The 24751-nt window shown below is 54.2% G+C and carries 21 protein-coding genes; all 21 read left to right on the top strand.

Translation table 11 applies throughout. From position 1 onward, the window contains the following. Positions 1-34: 34 nt before the first annotated feature. The 21 genes from tagH to ACMGG3_RS08765 all read left to right on the top strand — a co-directional run bounded on the left by tagH (position 35) and on the right by ACMGG3_RS08765 (position 24749). Positions 35-1819: a type VI secretion system-associated FHA domain protein TagH gene (gene tagH / locus ACMGG3_RS08865; protein ID WP_113655981.1), complete on the top strand. Its 1785-nt coding sequence runs from the start codon at positions 35-37 to the stop codon at positions 1817-1819. Further along, on the top strand, positions 1816-2613 hold the full coding sequence (locus tag ACMGG3_RS08860; RefSeq protein ID WP_014170545.1) for a PP2C family protein-serine/threonine phosphatase: 798 nt from the start codon (positions 1816-1818) through the stop codon (positions 2611-2613). Before tagH ends, ACMGG3_RS08860 begins: the two co-directional genes overlap by 4 nt. Positions 2614-2629: 16 nt before the next feature. Beyond that, complete coding sequence (locus ACMGG3_RS08855) at positions 2630-3616, top strand: hypothetical protein (RefSeq protein WP_049022650.1); 987 nt, start codon at positions 2630-2632, stop codon at positions 3614-3616. A 9-nt stretch (positions 3617-3625) separates the two neighbouring features. Beyond that, positions 3626-4438, top strand: a complete 813-nt coding sequence (locus tag ACMGG3_RS08850) for a type VI secretion system accessory protein TagJ (protein WP_032680804.1) — start codon at positions 3626-3628, stop codon at positions 4436-4438. Continuing rightward, on the top strand, positions 4431-4994 hold the full coding sequence (tssE, locus tag ACMGG3_RS08845; protein ID WP_010432861.1) for a type VI secretion system baseplate subunit TssE: 564 nt from the start codon (positions 4431-4433) through the stop codon (positions 4992-4994). Before ACMGG3_RS08850 ends, tssE begins: the two co-directional genes overlap by 8 nt. A gap of 2 nt (positions 4995-4996) precedes the next feature. Further along, the gene (gene tssF / locus ACMGG3_RS08840; RefSeq protein ID WP_040017737.1) at positions 4997-6868 is read left to right on the top strand and encodes a type VI secretion system baseplate subunit TssF; all 1872 of its coding nucleotides are present in this window, start codon (positions 4997-4999) and stop codon (positions 6866-6868) included. After that, entirely contained in the window at positions 6865-7908 is a 1044-nt protein-coding gene (tssG, locus tag ACMGG3_RS08835; protein ID WP_414149797.1) for a type VI secretion system baseplate subunit TssG, read from the top strand. Before tssF ends, tssG begins: the two co-directional genes overlap by 4 nt. 34 nt (positions 7909-7942) lie before the next feature. Beyond that, complete coding sequence (gene tssH / locus ACMGG3_RS08830; protein WP_414149796.1) at positions 7943-10558, top strand: type VI secretion system ATPase TssH; 2616 nt, start codon at positions 7943-7945, stop codon at positions 10556-10558. Positions 10559-10582: 24 nt separating this feature from the next. Then, positions 10583-12019: a serine/threonine protein kinase gene (locus ACMGG3_RS08825; protein WP_059305778.1), complete on the top strand. Its 1437-nt coding sequence runs from the start codon at positions 10583-10585 to the stop codon at positions 12017-12019. A 36-nt stretch (positions 12020-12055) separates the two neighbouring features. Beyond that, on the top strand, positions 12056-13474 hold the full coding sequence (locus tag ACMGG3_RS08820; protein WP_410397873.1) for a phospholipase: 1419 nt from the start codon (positions 12056-12058) through the stop codon (positions 13472-13474). Between the two features lie 35 nt (positions 13475-13509). After that, complete coding sequence (locus ACMGG3_RS08815) at positions 13510-14232, top strand: ankyrin repeat domain-containing protein (protein ID WP_198921950.1); 723 nt, start codon at positions 13510-13512, stop codon at positions 14230-14232. Then, the gene (locus tag ACMGG3_RS08810) at positions 14208-14693 is read left to right on the top strand and encodes a hypothetical protein (protein ID WP_224212625.1); all 486 of its coding nucleotides are present in this window, start codon (positions 14208-14210) and stop codon (positions 14691-14693) included. Before ACMGG3_RS08815 ends, ACMGG3_RS08810 begins: the two co-directional genes overlap by 25 nt. 82 nt (positions 14694-14775) lie before the next feature. Further along, positions 14776-16704 carry a type VI secretion system Vgr family protein gene (locus ACMGG3_RS08805; RefSeq protein WP_414149795.1) on the top strand — a complete coding sequence of 643 codons (1929 nt, stop codon included), beginning with the start codon at positions 14776-14778 and terminating at the stop codon, positions 16702-16704. 11 nt (positions 16705-16715) lie between these two features. Beyond that, a complete protein-coding gene (locus tag ACMGG3_RS08800) occupies positions 16716-17510 on the top strand; it encodes a DcrB-related protein (RefSeq protein ID WP_014170533.1) in 795 nt (264 codons plus the stop codon). A 2-nt stretch (positions 17511-17512) separates the two neighbouring features. After that, a complete protein-coding gene (locus ACMGG3_RS08795; RefSeq protein WP_040017728.1) occupies positions 17513-18853 on the top strand; it encodes a PAAR domain-containing protein in 1341 nt (446 codons plus the stop codon). Then, positions 18853-19953 (top strand): ADP-ribosylarginine hydrolase Tri1, encoded by a 1101-nt coding sequence (gene tri1 / locus ACMGG3_RS08790; RefSeq protein WP_014170531.1) that lies wholly within the window; start codon positions 18853-18855, stop codon positions 19951-19953. The genes ACMGG3_RS08795 and tri1 overlap by 1 nt, the downstream gene beginning before the upstream one ends. Positions 19954-20073: 120 nt before the next feature. Further along, positions 20074-20523, top strand: a complete 450-nt coding sequence (locus ACMGG3_RS08785) for a hypothetical protein (protein WP_050816912.1) — start codon at positions 20074-20076, stop codon at positions 20521-20523. A gap of 231 nt (positions 20524-20754) precedes the next feature. Continuing rightward, positions 20755-21201 carry a hypothetical protein gene (locus tag ACMGG3_RS08780; RefSeq protein WP_032680809.1) on the top strand — a complete coding sequence of 149 codons (447 nt, stop codon included), beginning with the start codon at positions 20755-20757 and terminating at the stop codon, positions 21199-21201. 508 nt (positions 21202-21709) lie between these two features. Further along, positions 21710-23632 (top strand): type VI secretion system Vgr family protein, encoded by a 1923-nt coding sequence (locus ACMGG3_RS08775; RefSeq protein WP_414149794.1) that lies wholly within the window; start codon positions 21710-21712, stop codon positions 23630-23632. A gap of 10 nt (positions 23633-23642) precedes the next feature. Further along, on the top strand, positions 23643-24119 hold the full coding sequence (locus tag ACMGG3_RS08770) for a hypothetical protein (RefSeq protein WP_223862605.1): 477 nt from the start codon (positions 23643-23645) through the stop codon (positions 24117-24119). Positions 24120-24194: 75 nt separating this feature from the next. Continuing rightward, positions 24195-24749, top strand: coding sequence for a hypothetical protein (locus ACMGG3_RS08765; RefSeq protein ID WP_223399080.1), 555 nt, complete (start codon positions 24195-24197; stop codon positions 24747-24749). Positions 24750-24751: the final 2 nt, after the last annotated feature.

Here is a 24751-nt window from a genome sequence, read left to right as displayed (position 1 = left end):
GTTTGAGCGCTAATCATACCAGCAGGAATACGCCATGCGATTCACGATTATTTCTACAAAACCCGGTCATCAGCCGCCGCAGAGCAGCTGTGATTTTTATGCCCCGGGCGGCACCATTGGGCGCGGTACGGATAACAATCTGGTATTGCCGGACAATGACCGCACCATCTCGCGTTTGCAGGCCATTGTTCACGTTGACGCCCAGGGCGAATGCCGCGTCACTAACCGTGGCAGCGTCACCCGCGTGGTATTGAATGACATTCCGCTTGAGCGCGGGCGTCAGGTTGAGCTGCAGGATGGGGACATTCTCGGTATTGATGATTACCGTATCGAAGTGACCGAACTGATTCATGATACGCAGCCAGTCAGCCGCATGGCGGCGACCATGCAGCAGCAGGCGCGTCCAGCCGCGGCCCCTGCGGCAGCCCCGCAGCCGAAGCCTGCGAGCGCCGCCCCGCGCGGGAAGGCGGAACCGACTGCTGTGCCGTCGGAAATCTGGGATAGCCTGATGCAGGAGTTCTCTATCTCCGACAGCATTTCCAGTTCTCGGGCGAAGCCGCAGCCGGCAGCGTCGCATGATCCGTTCTCCCAGCCTGTCGCACCTGAGCGTAACGCTGAAGATCCGCTGGCGATGTTCAATGACAGCGATCCAAAGCTTGAGCGTAAGAACGTGGATCCGGATACGCTGTTCAGTGACGAAGCATTGTTCAAAAAAGAGAGCATTTTTGACGACGTCACCCCGTCTACGCTGGTGCCGCCCAATGAAGCTAAACCTGCGCAGCCTCAAGAAGAGCAGACGGATGAACTCGATCCGCTGGCACTGTTTGGCGGTAGTGCCAGCGCACCTGCTGCACGAAATGATGACCCCCTCGGGTTGATGGGCGGGGCACCGTTAACCCATCCGGATGAGATTGTCGGCGATAAGCCAGAGGCCGTCGTTGAGCCAGAACTGACGCCAGAGCCGCAAGCAGAACAGGAAGAGGACGTCCTTGCCGCTTCTCCGCTGTTTGCTCCTGAGCCGCAGGTGCCGCCGCGCGCGGAAGAAGAAGAGCCGGCGCGACCGGATTATGCCGGCTTCACCATGCCAACCCCGCAGGCCGTGGCGCGCAGTAATGCCCAGGCACCTAAAGGGCGTTTGCGTATTGACCCGGTCAAAAACGCGGCGTCGCCAGCAGCCCATAATGGCGAAAAGGGTGAAGTACTGCAGGGCGAATTACTTGAGGCACTGCTGGAAGGGATGGGGCTCAGCGAAATGCAGCCCGTCCCGCAGTTTGACCGCGAAAATATGCGTCAGCTGGGGCAAATTCTGGGCATGTTCTCTCAGGGCACCGTGGCGCTGCTTTCTTCGCGCTCCATTCTCAAGCGCGGCGTAAAAGCCGATATGACCATGGTACTTGATGATGCCAACAACCCGTTCAAACTGTTGCCGACCGGGAAAACCGTTCTGATCCAGATGTTCGGTACGCCAATGCCGGGCTTTATGCCGCCGACAAAATCTGTGCGTGACGCGCTGATCGATCTGCAGGCGCATCAGCTGGGTATGATCTCCGGTATCCGCGCCATCATTGCCGCCATGCTGCAATCCTTCAACCCGGAACAGCTGGAAGAGCAGGCGAAGCAGAACGGGATGACCTCCCGACTGGCGTTGCCGGGCAGCCGCAAAGCCGCACTGTGGGACTACTTTGTCCGCAGCTATGGTGAAACGGCAGGCGAGATTGAGGATGACTTCCACACCCTGTTTGGCGAAGCCTTCCTTCATGCTTATGACATGGAGGTAAATCAGTACAAAGACTCACAGAGCGGATCGGAAGAAAAATGAATATCGCAACGGCTTCTCTCTCCCGCCAGGGGACGCGCGCCAGCAACCAGGATCAGACGGGAGAAACCATAGGGGAACGTTCAGCCTGCTTTGTCGTCTGTGATGGTATCGCTGGTCTGCCGGGCGGTGAGGTGGCCGCTGAACTGGCTCGCAACAGTATTATCTCCCGCTTCGATGGCGACAAGCACCTGAACGCGCAGCATATTCGCGACTATGTGCAAACGGCGAATCGCACCATTCTCAGCGAACAGCAGGCGGTTCAGGATTATCGCCGGATGGGCACCACGCTGGTCAGTCTGTTTATCGACAGAGATTACCGGCTGGCCTACTGGGCACATGCCGGGGACAGCCGCCTGTATCTGTTTCGCCGGGGCTGGCTGTGGCATGTCACCACCGATCACAGCCTGGTTCAGCAGATGAAAGATGCAGGGCACGACACCGATAACCTCAACAGCAATCTGCTCTATCTGGCGCTGGGTATTGAAAACGGTGGGCCAGAAGCGAGCTACAGCGATGTGGTGCAGGTCGAAGACGGAGATGCATTTCTACTCTGTACGGACGGTTTCTGGCACGGCGTCAGCGAAGAACAGATGAAACAGTCGCTGCACATGGTTAACACGCCACAAGAGTGGCTGACCTTAATGAACCAAATCATCCAAAAGAATGGCGAACAGGAGGGGAATGCTCAGGATAACTATACCGCCCTGGCGGTATGGATGGGCAACCCTCAGGACACCACTTTGCTGCATACGCTTTCTGACGCAGCACAATTTCTTCCCTGCGGAACTGATTAGACACACAAGGAACGATATGAAACTTTGGCTATCGGGTTTAGCACTTCTGGCGGTGGCGTCCACCGCGCAGGCTGAGAATTTCCGCATCGTGCAGTCTCCTGCGCAGAAGCTGGATATCTGGATTGATAACATCAAAGACAACACCCCACAGAGCTGGTGTAAGTCAGAGATTGCGCTGCGTATCGTGGCGAATGGCAACAAAGACGTTTCGGTTCTGGAGAACTTTGTCCCGCGTCTGGGCTCGCTGCTGGAACACCAGTGCAGCAAAGTCAGTAAACTGAGCTGGACGCTGAACGATCCGTCCGGGACGACGCTGGCGCAGGGGACAGCAGGCAAAGCGCAGGACTGGGCGCTGGTGGTAAAACAGCAGCAGACTGCGCCAGTGAGTACTCCGGCCAGCGGTGCGTTGCTGCCGCCGGACCAGAACGCGGAAACCCACACGGTTGCTGCCGATCGCACGCCGTGGCAGGAATTTACCCTTCAGGACGGCTGCCATCTGCGTACCTTCTGGGAAGGGGGCTCGTCTGCTCCGGCGCTCTTTATTCCGGATTCAGACACCACCCGCTGCGGAAACGGGAGCTGGCTGAGTGGTCACACGGTTATCTCCCAGTCCCGTACTGGTGGACAAAAAGAGATACCGGTGACCTACATTCACGGCTTCCCGGTCATGGGACTGAATCAAAGTGCCGACCCGGAAAACGCGCTGATCACCTCCGTCAACAAAGAGCGCATGGTTTTCAGCACCTCCAACAGCGACCAGAGCTGGATGATCCTGCCTTACGACAGCAGCCTCAACGGCTGGAAAAGCAACGGCACGGTGGCCGTGGAGATTTCACGTGAGACCGCCAGCGACGATGCAAAACTGCAGGCGCGTATCGCCGCGGTGAAAAAAATCTGGGGCGCCTGGGTTACCCCTGGCACAACGCTCAATATCGTTCTGATTGACACCCTGCGCCCTCAGCTGCGCGATCCGGCAGTCGGCGCCTGGCGCGCGGCAAACTAAGGAATGGCTATGAATACGCTCTATCAACACCTGGCGGGTGAATCGCTGAGTGACGCGCTGGTGCGTCTTGAAGCTGAGATCAAAGCCCGTCCGGCCGATGCCGATCTCCGTGCCGCGTTTGTGCAGTTTTTGACCCTCAGTGGTAACTGGACGCGTGCCCTGACTCAGCTGAAAAGCTGGCTGGCACTTAAGCCCCAGGCTAAACCAACCGTTACCCTGCTGGAGCAGTCCATCCAGGGCGAGCTGCAGCGCGCGCAGGTGATGGCGGGGCAGGCTCGTCCTGCCATGCCTGAAACGCAGTGGCCATGGCTTACCACGCTTGCCGCCGCGCTTAATGACGCGGGAGAGCGTGCTCAGGCGCTGCGTCTGGAAGCCCTTGAGCAGGCGCAGGCAACGGCGGGTCAAATCACACTTGAGAATGACGAGACGCAGGCATTCGCATGGCTGATGGACGGCGATGCTCGTCTGGGGCCCGTGTGTGAAACCATCGTCAACGGCCGTTATTTCTGGCTGCCGTTTAACGCCATCGCCGAGATCCGTTTCCAGGCGCCTGCCAGCGTGACTGACCTGGTGTGGCGTCATGCGCTGGTGCGCCTGACGGACGGTACCGAACAGGTTTGCCAGATCCCGGCGCGCTATCCTTTCGCACCGGATGCGTCTGACGCGGTTAAGCTCGCGCGCACCACCGAATGGCTGCCGCTCGACAATGACGGCACGCTGTATGAAGGCATGGGGCAGAAAGCCTGGCTTAGCGAGCAAAGCGAAAGCCCATTGCTGTCGTTGAACCTGGTGACGTTTGCTGCGGATGGAGCCCATGAGTAATCCCGCTGGCGAAGGCGATCTGCTGCGCAGCGGCTGGCAAGCCCGCAGCAAGCAGGAGAAGGTGGGGGCGCGCGATAAAATGCAGCCCTCGCTGCTGGATCGCCTCACCGATAACGATCCGGAAAAAAAACGCGAGTCCGCCAACAGTAATCTGATTACCCACGCCGCCCTGCGCCGCAACGTCCTGCGGGATCTGCAGTGGTTGTTTAACACCATCAACCATGACGCATCCGGTGACCTGAGCGCGTTGCCGCATGTGAACCGCTCGGTGGTTAATTTTGGCGTCGCGCCGCTGGCCGGGAAAAGAATGTCAGACATTGAATGGCACGACATTCAGCGCAAGCTTACCGAGGCCATCATTAACTTTGAACCGCGTATTTTGCCGCAGGGACTGCAGGTCCGCTGCGTGTCAGACACCTCGTCACTGGATCTGCACAACGTGTTGTCCATTGAGATAAAAGGGCGTCTGTGGTGTGTGCCGTACCCGCTGGAGTTTCTGTTTCGCACCGATGTCGATCTGGAAAACGGCCATTTTGAACTGAAAGATGCGGGGTGATCATGGAAAGTAAACTGCTCGAATATTACAACCGTGAACTGGCCTATCTGCGTGAAATGGGCGCTGAATTTGCCGAGCGCTATCCCAAAGTCGCGGGTCGACTGGGCATGCGCGGCATCGAAGTGGCGGATCCGTATACAGAACGCCTGATGGAGGGGTTCGCGTTCCTGACCTCCCGCGTGCAAATGAAAATGGATGCGGAGTTCCCGCGCTTCTCCCAGCGTTTGCTGGAAATGATTGCGCCAAACTATCTCGCGCCAACCCCCTCAATGGCGATTGCTGAAATCCAGCCCGACAGCACGCGTGGCGATCTGAGCAACGGTTTTAAGGTGCCGCGCGGCACCATGATGGACAGCCTGGCGCTGAAAAAGACCGGGGTCACCTGCAGCTACACCACGGCGCATGAAGTTAATCTACTGCCGCTGAAAATCGATAAGGTCGAGCTGGGCGGTGTGCCTGCCGATCTGCCGCTGGCGCAGCTGGGCCTGAGCCAGCGGGGGATCAACAGCGCGTTACGGATCCGCATTGCCTGCGATGGCCCGCAGCATCTTGGGCATCTGGATTTTGACCGTCTGGAGTTTTTCCTTAGCGGCCCGGATATTGAAGCGCTCAAGCTGCTTGAGCTGGTCATGGAGCACCACGCCGGGATTGTCTGCCAGACCGTCAGCAAGCACCCGCAGCGACAGCTGCTCTCTGCGGATGCCTTGCGACAGGAAGGGTTTGAGCCGGACCAGGCGCTGCTTCCGGACGACCTGCGCAACTTTGACGGCTATCGTCTGCTGCAGGAATACTTTGCGTTTCCGGCACGGTTCCGCTTTATCAGCCTCAGCGGTCTGGGCAAGCTTATCCAGCGCTGTGAAAATGAAAAAGCGTTCGATATTTTCATCCTGCTGGATAAAAGCGATGAGCAGCTGGAGCGGGTGGTTGATGCCAGCCATCTGGCGATGCATTGCACGCCGGTGATCAACCTTTTCCCGAAAGTGGCGGCGCGGCAGAAGCTGAGCGAGAGCCAGCATGAATATCATCTGGTGGTGGATAACATCCGTCCCCTGGATTATGAAATTTATGCGGTAAACAAAATCTTCGGCAGTGCCGACGGCCAGCGTGACGACCAGACGTTTCGTCCTTTCTGGAGCACCTGGAGCGGTGATGCGGGCAACTATGGCGCCTATTTTTCCCTGCGCCGCGAGCAGCGAGTGCTCTCTGAACATGCCCTGCGCTACGGCACCCGCACCGGTTATATCGGCTCCGAAGTCTTTGTTTCGCTGGTGGATGAACAGCATGCACCCTGGCAGGAAAATCTGCGCTATATCTCCGCGGAAGTATTGTGCACCAGCCGCGACCTGCCGCTGATGCTTCAGCAGGAACTCGGACAGTTCATCATGGCCGATTCCATGCCGGTGAAATCCCTGACCCTGCGAAAAGGCCCAACGCCGCCACGCCCGGCTCTGGCCGAAGGGTTTAGCACCTGGCGATTGATCAGCCAACTGCAGATGAACTATCTCAGCCTGATGGACAGCGAAAACGAAGAGGGCGCCGCCGCCCTGCGTCAGCTGTTAGGGCTGTATGCTAACCTGGCGGAGACGCCGGTTGCGCGTCAGGTTGAGGGCGTTCGCCACTGCGTGCTGGAGCCGGTTCACCGTCGCGTCCCGGAGCCGGGGCCGGTGGTCTTTGCGCGCGGGATCGGCATTACTCTGACGGTGGATGAGCGTGCGTTTTCCGGCGCCAGCCCCTGGCTTTTCGGCAGCGTGCTGGAACGCCTGTTTGCCCGTCTGGTGTCCATCAACAGCTTTACTGAATTCACGCTGAAGAGTCAGCAGCGCGGTGAGATTGGCTATTGGGCACCGCGCATGGGGAAAAGGGCACTACTATGAGCGAAGTCGCCTCCGCGCCGCTGCGTGTCCATTGCCTGACGCCGTTGCCGGACGATTTCTGGCGCGGCGTTCGTGAGACGCCGTGGCGCTACGATCTGTTCCAGCTATTAAGACGCATTGATGCCCAGGGCGGTGAACGTTATCCGCTGGGGCGCGCGCCGCTGCCGAAATTTGAACCGTTACGTATCGGTCAGCAGCCATCGATGAGCTTTGCGCCGTCGACCCTCGCGCAGGTGCGCCAGCGTGAAGAGAACGGGCTGCACGAGGTGTCTATCCTCAGCTTCGGTCTGTTTGGTCCAAATGGCCCGCTGCCCGTCCATATGACAGAGTACGCCCGCGAGCGTATTCATCATCATCAGGACACCAGCCTGAGCGCGTTTGCCGATCTGTTCCATCATCGCCTGACGCTGTTGTTTTACCGTGCCTGGGCTGATGCGCAGCCCGCCGTCTCTCTTGACCGCGCGGACAACAAACGCTTTGAGGGGTACCTGGCATCCTTGATCGGCATGGGCCAGCCGGGGCAGATGACCAAAGGCAGCCTGAGCGCACATGCCCGTTTTACTCACGCGGGGCACCTGACCCGTCACGCACGGGATCCGGAAGGGCTGGAGAAGATCCTGCGCAACTATTTTCACGCCCCGGTAAAACTGGTCACGAACGTGGCGCAGTGGATGCCGCTTTCGCCGCGGGAACAGGCACAGTTGGGTGAAGGGCGTCGTCTGCCGCGGATGGGAGAATCCGCTTTTCTCGGCGTTGCGGTGCGCGACGTGCAGCACAAGTTTCGTGTCGAAATCGGCCCACTGAGCGCGGAAGAGTACAACCGCTTCCTGCCCGGCGAAGCGTGGGTCATTGAACTGCGCGACTGGGTACGCCAGTACGCAGGGGTAGAATTTGAATGGGAAACTCGGGTTATTCTGCGCGCCGACGCGGTGCAGGGTGCCTCGCTCGGTAGCGCCGGGCGGTTAGGTTACAACACCTGGCTGGGCCTTCAGCCTCAGCCTGTCCCACGTGGCGATCTGGTGTATCGCGCAGAGCGATAATTTTTCTAACGCATTGTTATCAACGGAACCGAACATGTCAGAAATCAGCCGTGCCGTGCTTTTCGGCAAACTGGATACGCTGTTATTTACCTCACTGGAAAGCGCCACCGCGTTCTGCAAGCTGCGCGGCAACCCCTATGTTGAGCTGGTGCACTGGCTGCATCAGCTGATGCAGCAGCAGGATGGCGATCTGCAACAGGTGATTCGTCATTTTGCCCTCGATGAACAGCAGCTGACGCGCGATATCGTGGCCGCACTGGATGCGCTGCCACGTGGCGCGAGTTCTGTTTCCGATCTGTCAGAACATATCGACAGCGCCGTGGAGCGCGCGTGGGTGTTTGGCTCGCTGAAGTATGGCGTCAGCCGTATTCGCGGCGGACATTTACTGATTGGCATCCTGAAAACCTGGAATCTGGCTAACGTGCTGAAAAGCATCTCGGCGCAGTTCACCCGCCTTAACGTCGACGTGCTGATCGAGCAGTTTGATGCGATTTGCGCTCAGAGCAAAGAGACGCAGCAGGCGGCCGCTGCCGCGGATACGCCAGCCGGTACGGTGCCAGCCGCACAAGGGACGCTGGCCCAGTATGGTCAGGACCTGACCGCGCGCGCCCGTGAAGGGAAGATTGACCCGGTTGTCGGGCGCGATGAAGAGATCCGCCAGATGGTCGATATTCTGATGCGCCGTCGCCAGAATAACCCGCTGCTGACCGGGGAAGCTGGCGTTGGCAAAACGGCGGTGGTGGAAGGGCTGGCGCTGCGTATCGCCGAAGGCGACGTGCCGGCACCGCTGCAGAATATTCAGCTTTGGCTGCTGGATATCGGCATGCTGCAGGCCGGCGCAGGCATGAAAGGCGAGTTCGAAGCGCGTCTGCAGGCCCTGATTAATGAAGTGCAGTCCAGCGCTACGCCAGTCATTCTGTTTATCGATGAGATCCACACCCTGATTGGCGCAGGCGGTCAGCAGGGTACCGGTGATGCCGCTAACCTGCTCAAGCCGGCTCTGGCGCGCGGGCAACTGCGCACCATCGGTGCCACCACCTGGGCGGAATACAAAAAATACATTGAGAAAGACCCGGCGCTGACCCGTCGTTTCCAGACGGTACAGGTTCACGAGCCGGACGAAGCCAAAGCGATTCTGATGCTGCGCAGCACCGTGTCACCGCTGGAGTCGCATCACCAGGTACTGCTTCTCGACGAAGCGGTCAGCGCAGCGGTCAAGCTGTCACATCGTTATATTCCGGCGCGTCAGTTGCCGGATAAAGCCGTTGCGCTGCTTGATACTGCCTGTGCCCGCGTGGCGGTCAGCCAGAGCGCGCCACCGGCACAGCTGGAAGATTGCCTGCGCCACCTCGCGGCCCTGGATGTGGAGATCGAGATTGCCGGACGCGAAGCGCGCGTGGGTGCCGGCGATCCGGAGCGCGTCGCAGCCTTGACCGCCGAGCGCGATACATACGAAACAAAGCGCGAAGCCCTGACCCAGCGCTGGGAAGAGGAACGTGCTCTTGTGACTGAAATCATCCGCCTGCGTGCCGCGCTGTTTGCCGCGGGTGATGACGAGACCGGCGAACTGCGCAGCGAGCTTAACGCGCAGCAGCAGGCGCTCAACGCTTTACAGGGCGACGAGCCGCTGCTGTTTGCGGCGGTGGATGAAAACGTGGTGGCGGCGGTGGTCTCTGACTGGACCGGTATCCCGCTGGGCCGGATGGTGAAAAACGAGATTGATGCGGTGCTCAACCTGGCTGATACCCTCAACCAGCGCGTCATCGGCCAGCGTCACGGCCTGGATCTGATTGCCCGCCGCGTGAAAACCTCGCGGGCAAAACTCGACGATCCGAACAAACCTGTTGGCGTATTTATGCTCTGTGGACCGTCCGGCGTGGGGAAAACGGAAACCGCACTGGCGTTGGCGGAGTCGCTTTATGGTGGTGAGCAGAACGTTATCACCATCAACATGAGTGAATTCCAGGAAGCCCACACCGTTTCGACCTTAAAAGGTGCGCCTCCAGGATACGTGGGTTATGGTGAAGGCGGGGTATTAACCGAGGCCGTTCGCCGTCGCCCGTACAGCGTGGTCTTGCTGGACGAAATTGAAAAAGCGCACCCTGATGTACATGAAATCTTCTTCCAGGTCTTCGATAAAGGCTGGATGGAAGATGGCGAGGGCCGCCATATTGATTTCCGTAACACCATCATTATTCTGACGTCCAACGTCGGCACCGATTTGATCAGCGCCATGTGTGCCGATCCGGAACTGATGCCTGAGCCTGAGGCGTTAAGCGGCGCGTTGCGTCAGCCGCTGCTGGAGGTCTTCCCGCCGGCGCTGCTGGGCCGTCTGCTGGTGGTGCCGTATTATCCACTGAGCGACGAGATGCTGGGGCAGATTGTCCGCCTGCAGCTCAAACGCATTCAGCGTCGTCTGCAAGAGAATCACAATATTATTTCCGAGTTTGATGACAGCGTGGTGGAACAAATTGTTCAGCGCTGTACCGAGGTGGAGTCTGGCGGCCGCATGGTGGACGCTATTCTGACAAACACCTTGCTGCCTCAGATGAGCCAGATATTACTTACCGCCAGCCGCAGCGATGAGCAGTACCGACGTCTGCACGTCACCTGTGAGCAGGGCGAGTTTCACTGTCAGTTTGCCGCGTAATAATCATCAAGAGAACTGTAAAAGATGACGGATAATGATAACAATCGGACTGTCCCAAACGCGCTCCCGGTCGGGTATCGCTTCAACGAGTTTGAAATTAAAGAGGTGATCGGCGGCGGCGGGTTCGGCATCGTCTATCGCGCGTGGGATCATCAGCTCGAACGCACTATCGCTATCAAAGAATTTATGCCTGCCTCGCTCGCCGTGCGCGGCGACGATATGACGCTGGTACTGCGCAGCGAACGTTTTGGCAAAGCGTTTTCCGCCGGTCTGAACAGCTTCATTCAGGAAGCCCGCCTGCTGGCGCGCTTCAACCACCCGAACCTGCTTCACGTGCTGCGTTTCTGGGTGCAAAACGATACGGCCTATATGGGAACGCTGTTCTATAGCGGTACCACGCTCTCCCGCCTGCGCGAACAAAAACCGGAGCTGATTAACGAAGCCTGGATCCGTCGTATGCTGCCCATGCTGTTCGGTGCCATTAAGACAATTCATGACGAAGGCTATCTGCACCGCGACATCTCTCTGGATAACATCCAGATTCAGGACAACGGCCTGCCGGTTCTGCTCGATTTCGGCTCAGCGCGCCGCACCATTGGTAATCTCTCTGATGAGACGGAAACCATGCTGCGCCCGGGCTTTGCGCCAATCGAGCAGTACACTGACGACAACGAAAGCGAGCAGGGCCCGTGGACGGATATTTATGCCCTCGGCGCCGTGCTGCGTACCCTGATTGTTGGCTCACCGCCGCCGGTCAGCGTGGTGCGCTCAATTCAGGACACCTGCAAACCGCTGGTGGAACTGCAGCCACAGGGCTATTCCCTCTCGCTATTGCAGGCCATCGACCGGGCGCTGGCGTTGCACATGGAAGACCGACCGCAGTCCATCGATGAATTCGCGGCGCTGATTGAGATGCCGGTAGCGGGTATCGACGATGTACTGAGCGCGAAAAAACCGGGCACGATGCTGGTACCGGTAGAGGAAGAAGCACCGGCTTCTGCACTGGACTGGCACCGGTATAAAATCCCGGCAATGGTTGCTGCGGGCGTGCTGGTTGGCGTCGTCGCCGGAGCGATGCTGTTTAGCGGTGGCGACCATGATGCGCCAGAGCAGGCGGCGCAGGCCCCCGCTGAGACGCGCCCCGTTGAAACCGCATCGAACGCGCCGGAAGTGAAACCGGAAACGGCGAAAGCCAGTGAACAGACTGCACCGACTGCGACAGCGCAACCGGCCACCCCACCGGTGGATGCCAGCCCGGTTGCACTGGTCTATATCCGTATTCTTGACGGTGAGACCCTGAAAGTGAACGGTGAGCCAAAAACACTGCGTCCGGCAAATAACGGTTATGCATCGCTCAAGCTACCTGCGGGCGAGGCCAGAATTGAACTGCAGGGCAACGGGAAAACGCGTACCCAGACGCTGGATATCGCGAAGCCTGGCACCTGGCTGGTGAATCCGTAAGTAAGGTAAGCAGGGACTGGTAACAGGACGGAGCGAATGTATAACCTCAAGTTTGTCTATCTTTTCAGCGAGAATGTCTCGCCAGCGCTTTTCGCGAAAATTATCCGCCCGTCCGTAGCCGGGCAGTGGATAATGTCAGTTCCCGACAATTCGCTGCGCTCGCTGTTTACGCGTTACGATTTGCTGCATTCCATCACCGGGGCGAATCCCTATCAGTCAGGACGCGATACCCGTAAGCTGATCGTGCAGGATCTCGATATCGGCAGGATCGTTGCCATCGACGAGAGTTTCCGTAACTGGTCATCGGTAACGGAGATATTTTATATCAATGCCGATGGCCGACTGCAGGCGGCCTCGCTTACCGGTCTGGGCTGGTATCCGGTAAGCACAATCGTCGATCGCTACGAAACCATGGTGCGAACCTACGGTGCCCGTCCTGCGCCGACGGTACTGCCGAAGCAGGTGGTGAAATCCAAAGCGGCACAGGTGCCGGATGAGGCCACGCCGGGCAAAGACGGTAAAACCTATGCTTCGCAGCTACAGCAGATGACCAAGGCGGAACGCTGGCAGGCGCGTAAGGATCTGATCGCGAAGGGCAGCAACAGCCTTTACCCGGATGCGCAGATCGCCGCTAAACGACTGGCGGCGAATAATATTGCGGTGGAGAAAGCGAAGCTTGCTGAGAATGTTTATAAGACAGTGAATCCGCTGGAGACAACGCCGGGGGTGCCAGAGGGCTGGAAGGATATAAGCAACGATGCATCGGTGCTAAAGAAGTTAGGTCTTAAAAGTAAAACACTTTATGACAAGAGTGAGGATCCTGATTTTCTGGCACGCGTCTATCAGCCTGACCCTGACGTTTTTGGTGGCGATATGAACCCTACGCTGGTGTTCAGAGGGTCGAGGCAACCAGAGTTTTTCCCCATGAAGAACATGACTGACTGGAAAAATAACGGTGCGCAGGGGCTTGGGTTGGAGTCGGATTATTACCGAAGAGCCGTAAGTATGGGCGAGCAGCTCGCCAAATCAGGTCAAAAAATAGACATTGCGGGGCACTCTCTTGGGGGAGGTTTAGCATCAGCCACCTCTATGGCAAGTGGTATGGCGGGATGGACGTTTAATGCTTCTGGCCTAAATTCCGGTACCGTCGAGAAATATGGCGGAAGCATATTGGGCAGCACGGATAACATTCAGGCTTACCGCGTCGAGGGTGAACTGCTGACCAGGACTCAGGAAGTAAATGTTTGGGAAGATTTTAAAATGGTAAAAGGGCACGTGCCAGCACTTATAACGAAAGAAGAGATTTCTGCCATTATGCCCAATGCTGCCGGAATAGCTCACGACCTTCCTGGTGGAATGGGGAGTGCATTTGACCGACATGGAATAGATCAAGCGATAAACTGTATTGAACAACAGAAGGATGAGGATATCTCTATTATCAGGAGCCGCGCGTGAAATCACTAATTTTTGGCTGGGTAGCGCTTTGTTTAATGTTTATGGTTCAGGGGTGCAAGCAAAATATGGATTTACAACCAGATAATTACTTTAATGGTGACCAGCTCACATTAGCGCGCGCAATTGAGAATGGTGACGGCGATGAGGTGAAAAAGTTAGCTTCGAAAACTGATTTAAACAAACCTGGTAAAGAGGACATGACCCTGTTGTTTTGGGCGGTGATGAATTCACTTAACGATAAAAAAACGCCTGAACATTTAAAAATTATCACTACTCTGATTAAGGCTGGCGCAGATCCGCTGCAGCCGAGGCCGCAGGGAAAAAGTTCGCCTGCAGAATTAGTATTAAAAGCGGACAGCGACGTGTGGATAAAGGCGATGCTGGACGGCGGATTATCTCCAGATGCAAAAGACAAAACGTTTGGTGAGCCTATAATATTCGAAAGTATCGAAGCGAAAAATACCGAGACACTCAAGGCGATGCTTGACGGCGGAGCGGATATTAATATTACCGACTCACTGGGTAGTACATTGTTAGTAGCCGCGCTGGATTACCACGCTTACGATCACGTGCTCCTTTTGCTGAAACGCGGTACTGACCCTGAAATTAGGACTATCAATGGCTGGACGATGGGTAATCAACTTCAACGTTATCTGAACAGAACAGAAGAAGGCAGTGAAGAATATAAAAAACTAACTGAAATCAAAGAGACGCTTATTCAACATGGTGGTAAATGGCCGCCAGCACCAGTCAAGTAAAGGTTAGGGCGAACATGACCGCGAAAAATAAAATTTTCTATTTCTGGGGTGTTATGGATGTCATCGGGATTGTGTTTTATTCGATTGGTCCATACCATTTACTTGAGTCATGGTGGGTTTCCACCGGAGGAAATCCGGGTGTAATTATCTTTATGCTGATAGCAGGTGGCGTAAACGGAATAGTGACAGGTGCTTTTTACCTTGTTTATCTCCTCATGCCAGTTTCCTTGCTTTTTTCTGCCTGGTTTTTTTTCACAAAACATCGATATGCGGTCGGTTTTGCTCTTATACAAGAAGTGCTGCGCGTTATCATCTTCAGTTGCTCAGTGACACTTTTCCCTATGGCGATCGCTGGTTTAGGATTGAGCGTTATTTCCATTAATATTGCTTTATTTATATTATCGGAAATATTAAAGATTGGCTCTCTCATATATATAATCAAAACAGTTCGCGCTAAATAACCAATCTGACACTGCATAGTATTACCATGACACATTTAGTGCCGTGAGTCTTTGCATCGCATAAGCCATATGGAATAAAGTTATGCTCAACCGAATTACCGTTCAGCTCCCGGTGGAGGGGCTTCTGTTCTGGAAACTGACGGGTCGCGAGGCGATGTCCGAGTCGTTCGCCCAGACGCTGACCCTGCTTGGCACGGATGCGCGCATTGACCGCAGCAAACTGCTGGGTCAGCCGGTCACGGTGACCATCCCGATGCAGAGCCTGCTGACGCCCCGCTATATCAATGGAAAAATCACCCGCGTGGCGGTGAGTGCCGTCGAGCTGACGGGCACCCGCTATGCGGTGTACCAGCTGACGGTGGAGCCGGACCTGTGGCCGATGAAGCGCGACCGTAACCTGCGTATCTTCCAGGGCCAGACGGTACCGCAGATTGTGAAAACCCTGCTGGGTGAACATCAGGTCAACGTGGAGGATAAGCTCACCGGCAGCTACCGGGTGTGGGACTACTGCGTGCAGTATCAGGAGTCGAGCCTGGACTTTATCAGCCGTCTGATGGAGCTGGAGGGGATTGCGTATCACTTCAGCCACGAGGCGGACAAGCACACGCTGGTGCTCACCGACGCCGCGACGCAGCATCAGCCGTTCAGCGGCTATGAGGTCATTCCTTACCACCAGACGCCGTCAGGCGGCAGTACGGACGAAGAGGGTATCAGCCAGTGGGCGCTGGAGGACAGCGTCACCCCGGGGATTTACAGCCTCGATGACTACGACTTCCGCAAGCCGAACGCGTGGCTGTTCCAGGCGCAGCAGAACCCGGCGTCACCGAAACCGGGCAGTATCGACGTGTACGACTGGCCGGGACGGTTTGTTGAGACCGGGCATGCGGAGTTCTACGCCCGTATCCGTCAGGAGCGCTGGCAGGTGGAGCACCAGCAGATTCAGGCGACGGCCACGGCCGCGGGTATTGCACCGGGACACACCTTCACCCTGACTAACGCCCCGTTCTTCAGTGATAACGGTGACTATCTGGTCACGGCGGCGGGTTACCACTTCGAGGAGAACCGCTACGCGAGCGGCGAGGGGGAAACCCTTCACCGCACTGATTTCGCGGTCATCCCGGCGTCGGTGTCATACCGTCCGGCGCAGAGCACGGCGTGGCCGCGCACCTACGGCCCGCAGACGGCAAAGGTTGTGGGACCAAATGGGGAGAGTATCTGGACGGACAAATATGGCCGCGTGAAGGTGAAATTCCACTGGGACCGTCTGGCGAAGGGGGATGACACCAGTTCCTGCTGGGTGCGTGTGTCGAGCGCCTGGGCGGGTCAGGGGTATGGCGGGGTGCAAATTCCGCGGGTCGGCGATGAGGTGGTGGTGGACTTTATCAACGGTGACCCGGACCGTCCGATTATTACCGGGCGGGTGTATAACGAAGCAAGCATGCCGCCGTGGGCGCTGCCGGCGGCGGCCACGCAGATGGGCTTTATGAGCCGCACGAAGGATGGCTCCGTGGATAATGCCAATGCCCTGCGCTTTGAGGACAAGGCGGGCGCAGAGCAGGTGTGGATCCAGGCTGAGCGGAATCTGGATATTAACGTCAAAAATGACGAGTCTCACTCTACCGAAAAAAATCGTACCCAGTTTGTTGGTGAAGATGAAACCTTACGGGTAGCGAAAAACCAGAAATCAGGGATTAAAGGCGATGTGGTATGCCTGACGGGGAACAGTCGAAACGATAAGGTCGTTAATAATTTTATACTTTCCGCAGGTAATACGCTGAGACTGGAATGTGGTGAAAGCGCCATCGAGCTATCAAAAGACGGTAGCGTTCATATCATTGGTAACAACTTTAACTTTACTGCAAAACAGAACGCACAAATTAATACGCTTTCCGGCGAATTGCACTTGAACCCTGATGACGGACGAAATGTCATCGATCCGCCTGGTGCATCCCATCAGGGTGAAATCCAGCAGGAAGTGGATAGTTTTTTTGTTATTAATGGCAACAAGTAAGAGTAACCCGAATGGCTGATTATATTCTTCAGGAAGCAACACTCGCCTTACCCGATGTATTTAAAGACAGAACCATGAATTTATTCACCATGAGTGATAACGGAGCTAGCGAGTTTACTTTTGTTGTTTCTCGTGCGACGGCAAAAAACGAAGATAAAGTCCATGATGCGGCCACCCGACTGGCGCGTGAACTGGAAATTACGGTGCCCGACTTTCGTCTTGAATCCTCTCAGATGACTTCTGTTGATGGTCATCCGGCGGTAGAGCTTTTTTATCAGTTTAAAAATGATAACTCGGTCATTTTTCAGAAGCAGACGGTGATTTTACTCGCTGACCATCCTGGCGGGCAAAAGATGGTGTGTTACATCGGTACATGCCCGGGCGAATTTAGCGATTATTATCATAATCAATACCAGGAAATTATCCGTAGTATTAAGTTTCACAAACCTGCTCAAACGGATCCCAAAGTAATGCTCGCTGCCGACAGCCAGGGGCCTTTTTTTGCGCTTGATAGTGAGAGTAAAGTTCTCCGTGTCTTTGAAAACATTCAGGAACTTTATGGACATCTTTCGCTTCAGCGGGCGAAAGAGGGTCAATATTTGCTTTATGAAAAAAAAGGTAAACCACTCAGTATTGCACCCGTTCCGGACAGCCAACCCCTTCGTTATGCGCTCTGGACGACTTCCTCAGACAAATCACATCACTTGCTTTCACAACTTTCCGTATGCCGCCAGGTCTCTGGTTCTGACCAACTTAATACACCCGATCGGATACGTGGGTATCTGATGGCACTGCGAGCCGAATAGTTATGTCAGAATGTCTGGCCGCACGCGTAGATGATGAGATTGCTCATACAGCCTCAAAAGGCTGGATGATCGCAGGATTGGTGGGTGGGGCAATTCTGGGCGCTGCTGCCGTTGTCGTCACCGGAGGGACCGCGCTGGTTGCTGTTTCTGCCGTTGCGGCTGGGGCATGTGCTGCGGGTGGGCTGGGTGAACTCCTCGGCAGTATGTCATGGGCACCGCGTCACACGACAGGTACGCTGAAAGAAGGTTCACCCAATGTCTTTATCAACAGCCGAAAGGCGATCCGCGCACATCTATCAGCCGGAGAGTGTGATGAGCACAGCGGCAGCCTGCAACGGGTCGCGGAAGGTTCGATAAAAGTTTACATCAACAACTTCCCCGCCTCTCGCACAGGCGATAAATTGACATGCAGCGCTGAGATTAGTCAGGGATCGCGTAATGTTATTATCGGCGGAAGCAAGGTCCAGACCGATGAAATAAGTCCTGAAATCCCGGAATGGGTGAACTGGACGATGCTCGCCGTTGGTGCCGGAGCCATGGCGGTGCTCGCCAGTCCTGCTATCGCACTTCTGAGTACCCTCGGGGCGATGGGTGGTGGAACGGTTGGTAGCTACGCAGGTGGGATGCTGTTTGGCGAAGGTAGCGACGGTCAGAAATGGGGGATGCTGATCGGCTCGGTTATCGGCGGCGGGGCTGGCATGAAAGGCGGGGCGCGGTTTGATGCGTGGCGAGCTGGTAAAATACCGGTAGTTAAACCTGTTGAAGCAAATCCGTTAGGTGCTACAGCTTTAAATAAACCGAAAATGAGTTTATCCGAGGCTGTAGGTAAAAACCTCGCTAATACTTGGGTAACAAAGGGAAGACTACTTGCTGAACAAGGGGATAAGCGACTCTCCTCCCTGCTAACCGATGATGAAGTAGGGGCTCTTTACGGTTATACTACGAATGAAGGTTATCCAATGGTTAACAATGCTCTTAGAGGCCAAACTGAACTGACACCAGAAATTCAGGCTTTTGCGGATCATGCTACTAACGCTCTTGATAAGCTTCCTTCCTATGAGGGGATAACATACCGAGGGGCGACATTACCTGAAAACGTACTAATGGAAAACCAAGTTGGTCGTGTTGTTTCTGATCCTGCATTTATGAGCACCGATCAGAAAGTTCCTTTTTCCGGAGATACCACAATCAAGATTAATGGGAAGACGGGTAAGCCTATTGATTTTCTCTCCGAATACAAAGGAACGGAAACGGAAGTGCTTTTCAAGCCAGGCACCAAATTTGAAGTTATTGAGCGCGTTGATTCGGGTGGCAAAACCGCGCTTACGTATAAGGAATTATAATGATCGATCTGCACTCTGATTTAAATACGTTACTAAAGTATGTGGATAAATATCGACAGTACTTACCCGTTAGCAGTCCTTCAGTCCAGAGGAGGATGCAATATACGTATGATGATAAACCCTTAGAATCATCCTCAACTACTGATGAACAAAAACAATGGGATTTAACACCATCGTGTAGTCTCTCACTAGCGGAATCAAGGGATCGCGCGATTGGTGCCCTTATTGGCCTCGCTGTTGGAGATGCCGTAGGCACTACGCTCGAATTTTTACCGCGTGACAGAGCATACGTCAAAGATATGACAGGAGGTGGGCCATTTCGACTTCGCGCAGGCGAATGGACGGATGACACATCCATGGCATTATGTCTTGCGGAAACGCTTCTTGAGAAAGGTGATGCTGATACTATATGCTTCAGGAATAAGCTTCTGGAATGGTATCAGCATGGTTATAACAGTTCAAATGGCATCTGTTTTGATATAGGTAATACAACTCGCTTTGCTTTAGAACAATATTTAACTGTTGGTCCTGGGTGGAGCGGTAATACTTCGCCAGAAACTGCAGGTAATGCTTCTATTATCAGACAAGCCCCTGTCTCAATTTTTTTTAGAAAGTCATTAAGCAAAGCGTTTTATGAAGCTAAAAAACAGAGCATCGCCACGCACGGTGCCGCGGAAGCAATAAATAGCACACAGTATTTAAGTTATTTACTTGTACATATGATTAATGGCAGCAATAAAGATTTTGTTTTTGCTCCACACGTCATGCCGCTTCAGCCACGTGTAATGATTATCAACGCGGGTGAATATAAGCAAAAAACTCGCGATCAGATTCGTTCAAGTGGTTATGTCATCGATACGCTTGAGGCCGCGATGTGGTCCGTATGGAATACGGATAATTTCAGAGATGCTATTCTGTTGGCCGCCAATCTTGCCGATGATGCTGACAGCGTTGCGGCGACGGCGGGGCAAATCGCGGGTGCGCTGTATGGTTATTCCGGTATCCCACAGGAGTGGAAAGACAAATTGGTACAACACGAACGTATCGCCAGAATGGCAGGTGAATTATTCGACAGGGCTCCTGAAGATACTTTCTTGTAATTGTTTTCATATTTGGATAGTGAGGGTTTGAGCTGGCCGTAATTTCCGCTCAGGCAGATGGCGGGATTAATGGTTATTGCTGAGTGTGTTGCCCTTTTGACAAAAGATTAAAGAGGATAAATGGGAAATATTGTAATGCATTGGTTTTTCTTTATTTTCTTTATGATTTGGACACTAGCGCTTATCTGGAATGGAAAAGATTTTTTTAACAAGAAAAAGTGGCTCCTGGCGGGGATGATGTTGGTTCTGGTGTTAGTAGCCACAGTTGTCATTGGCTTTACGTTTAAATGGCTTTCTCAGTCGATGTCATTGTTTTCCATCGCAACGGCCAAACAATATTCGATCATTTTTTCTATGTCTTTTCTGTGCGTATGGGGTTTAAAGGTCACAGTTGTGCTGCTCTGTACTGTTTTCTCGGGGATTTTGAGGGGGCACAAAAGCTACAATGTGGAAAATTATGAAAAAATATCGTCTATATCACGCATCGTCGCGCCTGGCTTACTTATCGTTGCTAAAAGCTTAATTTCCCTCGGAAGCGTCCTTATGTTTTCGGGTCTTTGGCTAAAGTAAGCACAATGATTAAGGTTGCATAACGGATACCGTTGTTTCTACTGTTACCGCAACCACGTCTCCGCTTTGCGTCATGCCCTTGACCCGACCCGGATGCGTGCATCGACCGCAGCAGGCAGCTCGGTCAACTGGTTGCGGTGATCATCCTCACGCAACCCGCCATGCGCCAATTGTTAATACTGGGGGTGTGACTGTCATAGTCGGGCGAACGAATAAGGAGCAGCGGATTCAATGAAGTTTCTCGGGTTTATTATTTTTTCATTGGTCGCTCTTGCCTATATCTGGAATGGCAAAGATAATTTTAACAAAAAAGAATGGGTGGTTTTTTTCGTAAAATTATCTTTTATATTAGTCGGCACTTTTATTCTGGTTTTCGTGTTGATCGGATTGCGGGAAATTTTCCCCTCGATGACAAAAGAAGATGGTGAGTTGGTGCTAATCGTTATTCCGCCTTCGTTTGTTACACTGTTATTGGCTAAGTTTTTCGTCATTATGCTTTGCACAATATTTGAAACTATAATGCGTTTTCATCAGCGATATAACACGGTGAAAAATTATTCGATTTTGTCATCGCTGGCAAATAGATATGGCCCCAGGTTGCTTTTGCTGGCGAAATGCCTGGCATCATTTGGATGCATTCTTATATTCTATGGTATCTGGCTAGCCTCCGCGGCCTAAGTGAAGAGACATTATAAACACTTAGAACAACTATCCGTTTCCCATAGCCTCCGCTACCAGTAACGAAGACCTTGAGGCGAACGATTGGAAATGGCTGTACACCTCAACTGACAAGGAAATACTTCATTACCAGGTGATATTGCCCATGCGTGTTAAGCCAGCAGGTTTGACTCCACCACACATTACTGAAGTCGGCTTGACGAATGAGAGGGGGTATCCATCTCCGGGAGTAACACTGTGGACGTGCTGGGAAAATTTCATCGCTGCGGAAGAGATGTGTGCTTTATACCAATGCTTTGTTTTTAGCATGGGGAAAGTATGGTGCCATGCGTAGAGTGTATTTTTAATTTGTTAATTAAGTGTTATATATTAAATGATAGGTTCCTCGACGATTTCCCCCCCAGGTGATTTTTCATCTGTCTGGTTACATGTAATAGTAAATGACTTTTTTCATTTATCCGTTTTTTTATTATCTTCTCCAGCATAAAACCATTACGGAATAAAGATTATGCTCAACCGAATTACCGTTCAGCTCCCGGTGGAGGGGCTTCTGTTCTGGAAACTCACAGGTCGCGAGGCGATGTCCGAGTCGTTCGCCCTGACGCTGACCCTGCTTGGCACGGATGCGCGCATTGACCGCAGCAAACTGCTGGGTCAGCCGGTCACGGTGACCATCCCGATGCAGAGCCTGCTGACGCCCCGCTATATCAATGGAAAAATCACCCGCGTGGCGGTGAGTGCCGTCGAGCTGACGGGCACCCGCTATGCGGTGTACCAGCTGACGGTGGAGCCGGACCTGTGGCCGATGAAGCGCGACCGTAACCTGCGTATCTTCCAGGGCCAGACGGTACCGCAGATTGTGAAAACCCTGCTGGGTGAACATCAGGTCAACGTGGAGGATAAGCTCACCGGCAGCTACCGGGTGTGGGACTACTGCGTGCAGTATCAGGAGTCGAGCCTGGACTTTATCAGCCGTCTGATGGAGCTGGAGGGGATTGCGTATCACTTCAGCCACGAGGCGGACAAGCACACGCTGGTGCTCACCGACGCCGCGACGCAGCATCAGCCGTTCAGCGGCTATGAGGTCATTCCTTACCACCAGACGCCGTCAGGCGGCAGTACGGACGAAGAGGGTATCAGCCAGTGGGCGCTGGAGGACAGCGTCACCCCGGGGATTTACAGCCTCGATGACTACGACTTCCGCAAGCCGAACGCGTGGCTGTTCCAGGCGCAGCAGAACCCGGCGTCACCGAAACCGGGCAGTATCGACGTGTACGACTGGCCGGGACGGTTTGTTGAGACCGGGCATGCGGAGTTCTACGCCCGTATCCGTCAGGAGCGCTGGCAGGTGGAGCACCAGCAGATTCAGGCGACGGCCACGGCCGCGGGTATTGCACCGGGACACACCTTCACCCTGACTAACGCCCCGTTCTTCAGTGATAACGGTGACTATCTGGTCACGGCGGCGGGTTACCACTTCGAGGAGAACCGCTACGCGAGCGGCGAGGGGGAAACCCTTCACCGCACTGATTTCGCGGTCATCCCGGCGTCGGTGTCATACCGTCCGGCGCAGAGCACGGCGTGGCCGCGCACCTACGGCCCGCAGACGGCAAAGGTTGTGGGACCAAATGGGGAGAGTATCTGGACGGACAAATATGGCCGCGTGAAGGTGAAATTCCACTGGGACCGTCTGGCGAAGGGGGATGACACCAGCTCCTGCTGGGTGCGCGTGTCGAGCGCCTGGGCGGGTCAGGGGTACGGCGGAGTGCAAATTCCGCGGGTCGGCGATGAGGTGGTGGTGGACTTTATCAACGGTGACCCGGACCGTCCGATTATCACCGGGCGGGTGTATAACGAAGCAAGCATGCCGCCGTGGGCGCTGCCGGCGGCGGCCACGCAGATGGGTTTTATGAGCCGCACGAAGGATGGCTCCGTGGATAATGCCAATGCCCTGCGCTTTGAGGACAAGGCGGGCGCAGAGCAGGTGTGGATCCAGGCTGAGCGCAACATGGACACCAGCATTAAGAACGATGAAACGCACAGCGTCGGTGGCGAGCGCAGCCATTATGTGAAGAAAAATGAACTGCATCGGGTGGAAGCGAATCAGATCCAGGCGGTGAAAGGCGGAACAGAGATCCTGACGGGCAAAGGCAAGCTGGATGCGGCGGTGGAGCAATATGTCATTGCTTCCGGTACGAAGCTACGGCTGGTCTCTGGTGAAAGCGCAATTGAGCTGAACGCTAACGGCAAGATTAACCTCATCGGCAAAGAGTTTAATTTCTTCGTTGAAGGGGATGGTCATATCACCACCGGCGGTAAGCTGCACCTGAATACGTCTGGCACACAACCGGGCACCACGGCGCCGGGTTCCGGGCATAAAGGGGATATTGATGCGGCAGTTCAGGAGAAATTTACGACTAAAGGTGAGTAAGGTCGTAGCAGTGCTTATTGCATTATTAACGACGGGAATGGCTGAGGGAAATTCAGAGAAAAAGGATCTCTGGGCGTTCATTTCACAAATGAGCGCCTCACTCAAAACGTTATCCGTTACGAGTCTAAATGACATGCCGTTGCATTTTAACTACATGAAAAATAATGCTTATATGAACTTCTACCATGCTGATGATTTCAAGCTTTTGGAGGGTACGAGCATTACTACCATTGATTTACGAGTAAGCAAAGAAAATGATGGCATGGCTCCATTACTGAATTTTTCACCATCAGGCCAGTGCATCACACTTCAAACCGTTAAAAAGCATTACCCACAACTGACGTTAACTGATTATCCCCGAGGCCGCTCGGAGAATGAAGTGACCAGTTATACAGCACCAAAAGATATGAATGGACAAAAAGTGAGTTTCAGTTTCACCGTAAAAAAACCTGACTGTCTGAGCTCTGTTGTTATTAGCGCTGACTAAGAAAACAGCTTCCATGACTCGCGGTTTCCCACATCGGTGAGAAGCGTAATTTAGATTGAGAAAATGACGATTAACGTGAAAAAACAGACTCCGACATATCTTTTTTTTGTTCTGATGCTTACCTGTCTGTGCAGCAGTGCGGTATTGGCTCAAGTTATACCGCCCGTTCTGACAAATCACGATTTTTCTGTGCAGATAAAAAGCCAGCCTGTCGAATTGGGTGAAAGATGGACTCCTGACGTTGCGCGCAGAATTGACGTGCCAGTGGAAGGCAGTTTTACCGGTGAGGTTCCTTTTGACGGAGCTAACTATAAATTCTTCCAGCATCAAAAGTCTGGGTTAGACATTTTCAGTTCCAATCTCTGGTGGGATAAAGCGGAACGAAGCGTTGATGATTATATCGTGTCGCAGATCACGCTGACTGCTACAGATGTCGCAACGCCGCGTGGTGTCCATGTTGGTTCAACGAAAACGGACTTGAACACAGCATACGGTGACGGTCAGGTCGCAAAGGATGCCGGAGAACAATGGATTACCTATGAGTTGGGTAAAAAGGTCCTCTCTTTTGAGATCAAAGACAGTAAAATTGTTAAGATAACAATGAATTACGACAATGGAAATCCAGAGTAATT

It is taken from the genome of Enterobacter sp. BNK-18, from assembly GCF_047456135.1.
GTDB lineage: Bacteria > Pseudomonadota > Gammaproteobacteria > Enterobacterales > Enterobacteriaceae > Enterobacter > Enterobacter ludwigii.
Note: the sequence above shows the minus strand (reverse complement) of the source record. Positions and strands in the feature narration are given on the sequence as shown.